This window comes from Epilithonimonas tenax DSM 16811, assembly GCF_000428485.1.
GTDB classification, from domain to species: Bacteria; Bacteroidota; Bacteroidia; order Flavobacteriales; family Weeksellaceae; genus Epilithonimonas; species Epilithonimonas tenax.
The window spans coordinates 23,221-31,047 of record NZ_AUAA01000036.1 but is presented as its reverse complement, the minus strand read 5'-3'; the positions used below and the strand labels follow the sequence as shown (position 1 = coordinate 31,047).

Annotated in this window: 5 protein-coding genes and 1 pseudogene; 4 read left to right on the top strand and 2 right to left on the bottom strand. The window is 38.6% G+C overall.

Features of this window, described 5'->3' with window-relative positions; translation table 11 throughout:
- Together F564_RS20775 and kbl are read left to right on the top strand one after the other, a co-directional pair.
- A pseudogene (locus tag F564_RS20775) lies at positions 1 to 234 on the top strand (IS4 family transposase); the annotation flags it as partial.
- 82 nt (positions 235 to 316) lie between these two features.
- Entirely contained in the window at positions 317 to 1,513 is a 1,197-nt protein-coding gene (gene kbl, locus F564_RS0114130) for a glycine C-acetyltransferase (protein ID WP_028123221.1), read from the top strand.
- 190 nt (positions 1,514 to 1,703) lie between these two features.
- Here kbl and rplS read toward each other — a convergent pair whose 3' ends face one another.
- The gene (rplS, locus tag F564_RS0114125) at positions 1,704 to 2,063 is read right to left on the bottom strand and encodes a 50S ribosomal protein L19 (RefSeq protein ID WP_028123220.1); all 360 of its coding nucleotides are present in this window, start codon (positions 2,061 to 2,063) and stop codon (positions 1,704 to 1,706) included.
- Positions 2,064 to 2,282: 219 nt separating this feature from the next.
- On the bottom strand, positions 2,283 to 2,717 hold the full coding sequence (locus tag F564_RS19335; RefSeq protein ID WP_074719289.1) for an FKBP-type peptidyl-prolyl cis-trans isomerase: 435 nt from the start codon (positions 2,715 to 2,717) through the stop codon (positions 2,283 to 2,285).
- Positions 2,718 to 3,145: 428 nt separating this feature from the next.
- Between F564_RS19335 and F564_RS0114110 the strand changes: the two genes are divergently transcribed.
- Together F564_RS0114110 and F564_RS0114100 are read left to right on the top strand one after the other, a co-directional pair.
- Complete coding sequence (locus F564_RS0114110) at positions 3,146 to 4,879, top strand: cellulase family glycosylhydrolase (protein WP_034981686.1); 1,734 nt, start codon at positions 3,146 to 3,148, stop codon at positions 4,877 to 4,879.
- Positions 4,880 to 5,352: 473 nt separating this feature from the next.
- A complete protein-coding gene (locus F564_RS0114100) occupies positions 5,353 to 7,821 on the top strand; it encodes a DUF5686 family protein (protein ID WP_028123218.1) in 2,469 nt (822 codons plus the stop codon).
- The last annotated feature ends 6 nt before the right edge of the window (positions 7,822 to 7,827 follow it).

The following is a 7,827-nucleotide window of genomic DNA, read 5'->3' as shown; positions in this document are numbered from 1 at the left end:
TTTCTTAAGCAGGAACTCAATCTAAGCCATCTTGTTTCTGTCAATCAAAACGGCATTGAGGTAATGGTTTACATGACGATGATTGCATCAATGTTACTTTTGATCTATAAAAAAGCAAACGAATTGAGTTATAAAACTTCCAAAAGACGCATCGCAATGGAGCTTCGAGACATGATTACAGCTATTCTGATTGTTTTCGCAGGCGGAGATCCTGCTAAAGTCTTTAAAACATAAAAAATGGTCGGAATTTTCTTCCGACCATGACTACCAATTGAAGTGCTTTTTTTATTTTTGTTAAAATCGAAAATCAATAAAAATGATATCACAAAAATTCCTCGAAAACATTACAAACGAGCTCACTCATATCAAAAACGATGGTCTTTACAAAAAAGAAAGGATCATCACTTCCCAGCAAAGTGCAGAGATAGAAGTGGGCGGAAACAAATTATTGAACTTTTGCGCTAACAATTATCTGGGATTATCCAACAATCCTGAAGTGATGAAAGCGTCAAAAGATGCGGTAGATTCTCACGGTTACGGGATGTCGTCCGTTCGTTTTATCTGTGGCACTCAGGATCTCCACAAAGGTTTGGAAGCAAAAATTTCTAATTTCCTGGGAATGGAAGACACCATTCTTTACGCCGCTTGTTTTGATGCAAATGGCGGTGTTTTCGAACCCTTGTTTTCAGATGAAGATGCGATTATCTCAGATGAGCTGAATCATGCTTCGATTATTGATGGTGTAAGGCTGTGTAAATCTGCAAGATACCGGTACAAAAACAACAATATGGAAGATTTGGAAGCGCAATTGATTGCGGCTTCAGAAAAAAATCACCGTTTCAAAATCATCGTAACAGACGGCGTTTTCTCAATGGACGGGATCGTGGCCGACCTAAAAGGTGTTTGCGACTTGGCAGACAAATATGATGCTTTGGTAATGGTGGATGATTCTCACGCAACGGGATTCATTGGGAAAACCGGTCGTGGAACGCACGAGGCCAATGGTGTGATTGGACGAGTTGATATCATCACTTCAACACTTGGAAAAGCTTTAGGCGGTGCTTTGGGTGGATTCACTTCAGGAAAAAAAGAAATCATTGATATGTTGAGACAACGCTCTCGCCCATATTTATTCTCCAATTCACTAGCTCCGGGAATTGTTGGCGCGGCGTCCAAAGTGTTGGATATGATTTCCGAAGACACTTCATTGAGAGACAAAGTAATGGAAAACGCAGCGTATTTTCGAAAAGAAATGAAAGCCAAAGGTTTCGATATTCCAGACGGCAATGCAGCCATCGTTCCGGTGATGTTGTACGATGCAAAATTAGCGCAGGAAATGGCGGAAAAACTAGTAGCAGAAGGGATTTACGTGATTGGATTCTTTTATCCAGTTGTTCCGAAAGGAAAAGCAAGAATCAGAGTTCAATTATCTGCAGCACATTCCAGAGAACATCTTGACAAAGCCATTGCGGGCTTCGAGAAAGTAGGGAAGGAGTTGGGTGTTATTTCTTAATTCAAAATAAGTTCTAAAAATTTCATCAAAATTATTTCCCCAACCCTAAAGGGAGTAATTTTGATGAAATTTTAAATAAATTCTGCTCCCTTTAGGGCTGGGGCAAACAGAATTTATTTAAAATTCAGTTAAACAAAAAGACCAGCAAAAATTTGCTGGTCTTTTATATTTCAAGAAGAAAATCCCGGGATTATTTTTTACCTCCGTAAGACTTGTCTTTGATTCTTGCTTTTTTACCTCTAAGGTCTCTGAAGTAGTAGATTCTAGCTCTTCTAACTCTACCTTGTCTGTTAACTTCGATTTTTTGAAGTGCAGGCATGTTGATAGGGAAAACTCTTTCTACACCCACATCACCAGACATTTTTCTGATTGTGAAAGTCTTAGTAAGACCAGTTCCTCTCAATTGGATTACAGTACCTTTGAAGAACTGAGTTCTTGTTTTAGCACCCTCTTTAATCTCGTAATACACAGTGATGGTGTCACCGGCTTTGAATTCTGGGAATTCTTTTTTCGTAATGTACTTATCTTGTACGTATTTTACTAAATCCATTTTTTGTAATAAAAAATTTGTTTTGTCAAGCCAAGCAACATTCACGTCCTTCGTCAGAGGTTGATTAACAGGTTGCAAAAATAAAAATAATTTTTAAAACCACAATGACTTATTCGAATTAAATCACAACTTTTTCCTAGCAGAAAATCTTACACTCAGAAATATGATATCATAGGCACTAAGGCAAATAGCCGAAAGCCAACCGCCAGAAGCCAACTGCTACTTGATTTCCAACAGTTCCACATCAAAAACCAATGTGCTGTTCGGTCCAATTTCTTTGCTGACTTCCTGTTCACCATAAGCCAAATGTGGCGGAATTGTAAATCTGAATTTACTCCCAACAGACATCAATTGCAAACCTTCTGTCCAACCTTTGATGACTCTGTTCAATGGAAAAGAGGCTGGTTTTCCGCGCTTTACAGAGCTGTCAAAAACTTTGCTTGTAATCGTAGTTCCGTGATAATGGCATTTTACCGTACTTTTCGCTGTCGGTTTCGGGCCTTCTGTTTCCACAAGGATTTCATATTGCAAACCACTTGGCAAAATCGTTACGCTTTCTCTTTTTCCGTTTTCAACCATGTAATCCTGACCACTTCTCAGGTTTTTTTCAGCCAGTTCTTTTTTTCTTTTGAATAACAAATCTGCTACGCCCATTTTAATTTTTTTTCAAAGGTATTTATTATCCGCTGATTCATCAAAAATTCCGACTTAATTCCCTAAACTATGATAGTTAAAATTAAGATAAGACAATTTTTTAGGAGCTTAATCCCGCTGTCCACTATATCTTTTTTATTTTTTCATAGGTTTTGTTTTCCAAATCAAGCGAAGCACCAAAAAAAATAAAAAAGGATGCCGTTCCCATCGGGGCTAGGGGTTTTGTCAAAGATTCACATTGGGTTATTAAAATTAAGATGTGTCAAGAAAATTGAATGGATAAATGGCAAATTCTATTTAATCTTGTTAATAGCAGATTTAATTTTCTATGTGTCTGTGTTTTTTTAAAAAAATAAAAGCTTCTGATATGATGTACCAAATTACTTTTCCGATAGAAAAATAATACTATCTTTATCAAAATCAAAATTATGAAGAGACTCGTTTTTTTTTCTGCAATTTTATTGTCTCAATTAGGGACTGCTCAGGGTTTTTTAAAAACAGATGGTCAGAAAATAGTAGATTCCAAAGGTGAAAATGTTTACCTGAAAGGCTTGGGATTGGGTGGCTGGATGCTTCAGGAAGGTTATATGCTGAAAACTGACGACTTTGCAGGACCGCAATTCAAAATCAAAGAAAAGATTGCAGAAGTGGCGGGAGAAGATGGTAAAAATGAATTCTACAAAACCTATCTCAAAAATGGAATCACAAAAAAGGACATTGATTCCTTAGCAAAATGGGGATTCAATTCGGTAAGACTTCCGATGCATTATGACCTTTATACCTTACCCATCGAGAAAGAAAAAGTGAAAGGTGAAAATACTTGGTTGGAGCAAGGTTTCAAAATGACAGATGACCTTCTGCAATGGTGCGAGGACAACAAGATCTATCTGATTCTTGATCTTCACGCTGCACCAGGTGGACAAGGAAATGACGCCAACATCTCTGATAACGATAAAACAAAGCCTTCTCTTTGGGAAAGCCAGGAGAATCAAAAAAAGACCATCGCACTTTGGAAAAAACTGGCAGAACGCTACAGAGATCAAGAATGGATTGCTGGCTACGACCTGATCAACGAGCCGAACATCAATTTCACCGGCAAGAATCCAAACGGAACCGACGAGATGTCGAATGCGCCACTTTGGAAACTTCAAAAAGATATTTCGGACGCCATTAGAGAAGTGGACAAAAACCACATTATCATCCTAGAAGGTAACGGTTGGGGAAATAATTACAACGGTTTGCCGAAACTTTGGGATGACAATTTAATTTTAAGTTTTCACAAATACTGGACGACCAATGCGCCAGAATCTATTCAGCATATAATAGATATGCGCCAAAAATTGAATGTGCCGGTTTGGTTGGGAGAAACGGGCGAAAATTCTAATGTTTGGTTTACGGAACTCAATCAGCTGTTGTTGAAGAACAACATCGGTTGGGCTTATTGGCCAATGAAAAAGATTGACAATATCGCAGGCGTTACCAACATCAAGATCACATCCGACTATCAAAAATTACTGACTTACTGGAAAAAAGGTGGTCAAAAGCCATCCAAAGAATCTGCAAAAAAAACCTTGATGAAAATCGCTGATAACTACAAGATGGAAAATGCAGAGGTGAAGAAAGATGTCATCGATGCGATGTTCCGCCAGGTAACAGATGAAGCTACAAAACCGTTTAAAAGTAATGCTGTTCCAGGAAGACTATTTGCAACCGATTATGATCTTGGAAGGTTTGGAAGTGCTTATTCTGACAATGATTTCCAGAATGTTTGGGTGACAACAGGGCAGCGTACAGAGTGGAACTCAGGGAACAAAATGCGGAATGATGGCGTTGATATTTTCTTTTGCAAAGATAAAATCACCAACGGATATTACGTCGGAAAAACAGAGAAAGGCGAGTGGTTGCAGTATACTGTTAAAAGTGCTCTGGCAAGAAAGTATAAAGTCAACATCCGGTATAACAATGAATCGAGTCAAGCTTCAGAAGTGGTCATCAAAACCGAAGAGGGCGACGACTTGGCAACTGCAAAATTACCTCCGACGGGCAAAGGTATTTGGAAAACAATTTCCGTAAGTACTGTTGCATTGGCAAAAGGAGAAAACAAGTTAAGATTGTACTTCGAAGCCGCAAGTGCCAACATTAATTACCTGGAACTGAATTAGAAATCGAAAATATATCTGATGGTTCGTCATTGGTCATCCAGGAAAACAATTGTGAAATTTTATGTTTAATTTTTTTACCACCTGGAGTATAACGTTTTTTCTTGATGGCTTTTGTTCTTTGTGAAAAATATTGATGATCTTTGTGTGGTAAAAATGGGCTTCAAGATCCATCAAGCATTATCATAAAATTCTATCATTCAAAACATTTCATATAATCTGTGGGATGTTTTTTTACTTTGTGCGCATCCGCAACTGGTTCATCCATTGCCAATAACTTGAAATGTTTTGCTTCACGTGACGCCTTTCTATATCTGAAAATGCTTAGTTATTAAAATTCTTTGGTGATCCTGCGTTCAAATTAACCAAATGATGAATAGAAGCGATTCATATTTTATTTCATTAAATTTAAAGATTGGCTGATAAATTGCCTACAGAAAAAGATTAATACTTAATCTTAAAAAATAACAGATACTATGATGAGATCGCTTTACCTGCTTTTATTCTCTATTTCCTTTTCAATGCTTTATTCGCAAAGCACCCTTACTGTCACAAGATCAGATAATCAAAGGCCTATCAAAGGTGCGGTTGTCTCTTGCAACGGCAGAGTTTTGGGCAGGACCAATGATAAAGGAGTGGTCACCTTCACCACCAAGTGTCCAAAAGTAGATGTGGAAATTGATAATTATATTGGCGATGAAGTGGTCGTGGATCAAGTGATGGAACTGGCGCTAGACAGAGATAATATCAAATCAAATCAGATCCAAGACGTCACGCTTTCCAACGAAAGTGACCCACGCGCGTTGGCAATCATCGATCAGACTTTCCGGAAATTCAAAGATAATTCCCCGAATGCCTTAGATTCTTATTCCTACAAATCTTACGAAAAAATGTCATTCGATTTGGATGAAGATAGCATCAGGGATTATTCGAGATTTGTGGAGGCCAGAAAAGATTCACTTTCCAGAGCTACGAATCGACTACTTCCTAAAAAGGAAAAAGACAAAAAAGATTCTATCGAAGGCGAGCAGATGATGTCCGTGGCCAAAGACAGCAAGTTGTTTTTGTGGGAGCGCGCGATGGAATTTCTGTATTCCAAAAATTATGGCGAGAAAGTGAATATTCTTGACAATAGAATCTCCGGTCTGAAAAATCCCGTCTACGAAATGCTGGCTTTAAGGTCCAACAGAGACAAGATCCCACGAGAGATTCTACCCGAAAACAGAAGTCTTTACAGATATTTCCTTACAGATTCAATCGAAATCGACGGGCGGATGAACTACGTCATCAGATTCCGCCAGGTGGATTATAAAGTACCGATCAACAGAAGAAAATTCAATGGTTATATTTACATAGATAAAGATTCTTACGCCATCAAAAAGATAGACAGCAACAGCAAAGTAAAGTCTGATGGTAACATCACTTCCGTTTGGGTTCCTATTAATGATAAATGGTTCCTCAAAACGGAGAACCTGAAAATCAAGATGGGTGTGTCAGAATTCAGCACCGTTCAGAAGAAAGATAATGAAACGGCCGAGGAGAAAAAAGCAAGACTCGACGGTGTGAAGAAGTTCGGAAACTATGCGTACTTGAAAGCCGATTATTTCGATTTCAAAACGCCTGTAGAACTGAAGCCTTCACAATTCAGTGGTTACACGATGAGCGTGGAGAATACAGATGGCACTCAACTTAATAAGTACAGGACAGACAGCCTATCCGCAAGAGAAAAACTGACGTATGTCAAGATAGACAGTCTTGGGAAAAAATACACATTGGACAGGAAAGTTCAAGTGCTGACAGCATTGCTTCGAGCCAAATTCACAGTGGGAATGTTCGATATCAATCCGTTGCAAACCAAATACAATAGATATGAAGGCTTACGATTGGGTGCAGGTGTCAAACTGAATGAGAGATTCAACAAGTATATCTCACCAGATGTTTATCTGGCGTATGGCTTCAAAGACAGTGGTTTCAAATACGGCGCAGGTGTAGATATCAAAACCACCTTGAGTAGAAATTCCTTTTTCCGTTTCGAATATTTCAATGATGTGGCAGCTTCAGGAAGATTCAGCCAGAATCTTTGGAGTGCCAAGATGAACATCAATAATAGTGGAATGTCCATCCGTAATGACAAATATTATCAATACGATGGTTTCAAACTTGGTTACCAAGTAGATATTTCTAATTCTTTAACTTTGGATGTTTCCGGAAAAAAACAGAACGAAGAAGCAGGTTATCCTTACGAATTTATGGGAATGTCCAGAAAATTTGAGAATTTCAGTTCAACGGCTACCATCAAGTTCTCTCCCAACAACCGTAATATTATGACACCTTACGGCAAATATACCTACGAGCAAAACTTCCCGGAAGCCTTTCTTAACTATGAACAGGGTTACAAAAGTCTTGGAGGCGAGTTCAATTACAGTAGGTTTGACGCCCTGATTACGCACCAGTTCAGAAGCTCTTGGGGTACAACACTTACCCGTGTTTATGGTGGCTACTATGTAGGCAAAGCACCAATGTGGCACCTTTTCGAAATGGGCGGTCTGGATGCCAGCAGCGCTACAGGAATCTTGTCTAACTTCTCTTTGACCAGTTACTTAGGATTTGCGACCATGACGTCCGGGAAATATTTTAATGATAAGTTCGCTGGCTATTACGTATCGCACCGTATCCCGTGGTATTTCAAAAGTTTTGGTAAAAACACCTCCAGTTTCAATGTGATCTACAGAGGGATCGTGGGCGATTTGAAGAATCCTGAATACCATTCTGTTGAAAATTTTTCACCGCTTAATCACCTATATCAGGAAATCGGGTTCGAGTACAACAACTTTCTGAGTTCTAGGTTTAATCTAGGATTTTTCTACAGAGTCGGTTATTATGCCACCAGCAGCTTCAAAGATAATTTTGGCGTGCAGTTGAAATTTAAATTACTTGAGTTTTGATTAAAG

Coding starts and splice junctions, on each gene's coding strand:
- F564_RS0114110 (WP_034981686.1), top strand. CDS start 3,146: ATGAAGAGACTCGTTTTTTTTTCTGCAATTTTATTGTCTCAATTAGGG.
- rplS (WP_028123220.1), bottom strand. CDS start 2,063: ATGGATTTAGTAAAATACGTACAAGATAAGTACATTACGAAAAAAGAA.
- kbl (WP_028123221.1), top strand. CDS start 317: ATGATATCACAAAAATTCCTCGAAAACATTACAAACGAGCTCACTCAT.
- F564_RS19335 (WP_074719289.1), bottom strand. CDS start 2,717: ATGGGCGTAGCAGATTTGTTATTCAAAAGAAAAAAAGAACTGGCTGAA.
- F564_RS0114100 (WP_028123218.1), top strand. CDS start 5,353: ATGATGAGATCGCTTTACCTGCTTTTATTCTCTATTTCCTTTTCAATG.